An 872-nucleotide genomic window follows, 5' to 3' on the forward strand; every position below is an offset into this window, starting at 1 on the left:
GGCCGGATCTCGTCTTCCTGCTTGGCCGCCATCTCGCCGTAGTAGCGCAGCAGGACGGGCGGGAAGCCGCCCTCGAACTGCCGGGCAAGGGTAATGGGCATACCGTTCTGGCTGCTCACGCGGATGGCGGTGTCTTCGGCGCGGGATTCGAGTTCGTCGGCGAAGCGGCCCAGCACCTCGGCGCGCTGAGCGGCGCTCCACGATGCCCATTCGGTGAGCGCGGCGCGGGCGGCGTCGACCGCGTCGTCGACGTCGGTCTCGATGCCCTCGGGTACCGAGCCGATCCGCTGCTCGGTGGTCGGGGAGATGACCGGGATGGTCGCGTCGCCGGACGGCCGTGCCCATCCGCCGCGGATGTAGAGATCGGGGTAGTCGATCGTCATCGGGTGTCCTTCGTGAGTAGTTCGGGAGTGAGCGGTCAGTCGTGGACGAGGACGGGTTTGAGGACCTCGCCGCGGTGCTGGGCGTCGACGGCGTCGTTGATCTTCGAGAAGGGGAACGTGGTGACGAGCTTGTCGAGCGGGAACCGGCCGGCCTTGTACAGATCGACCAGTTCGGGGATGAACTCGTCGGGAACGCTGTCGCCCTCGATGATTCCGGTGATGGTCAGGCCCATGGCAAGGGAGTTGATGATGTTCAGCGGAACCGAGGATTCGGGGTCGGCGGGCACGCCGATGAGACCGATCTTGCCGGGAGGTGTCGATGGCGTAGTCCACCCCGGCGGGGATGATGGCCCGGACCTGCTCGGCGAGGGGGCCGGCGGCGGGGTCGAGCACGTGGGTGGCGCCGAGTTCGAGGGCGAGGTCGCGCCTCGACTGGTGCGGTTCGACGGCGATGATGGTGCTGCAGCCCCGGACGACGGCGCCCATGAC

General features: G+C 68.2%; 1 protein-coding gene and 1 pseudogene. Both read right to left on the reverse strand.

The features are described 5' to 3' along the window. The coding region (locus AZG88_RS25540) for an aldehyde dehydrogenase family protein (RefSeq protein WP_156517619.1) at nucleotides 1–383 on the reverse strand (383 nt) is incomplete at its 3' end. 35 nt (nucleotides 384–418) lie between these two features. Beyond that, nucleotides 419–872: pseudogene (locus tag AZG88_RS25545) on the reverse strand (zinc-binding dehydrogenase); the annotation flags it as partial.

Source organism: Rhodococcus sp. LB1 (assembly GCF_001583455.1).
GTDB classification, from domain to species: domain Bacteria; phylum Actinomycetota; class Actinomycetes; order Mycobacteriales; family Mycobacteriaceae; genus Rhodococcus_F; species Rhodococcus_F opacus.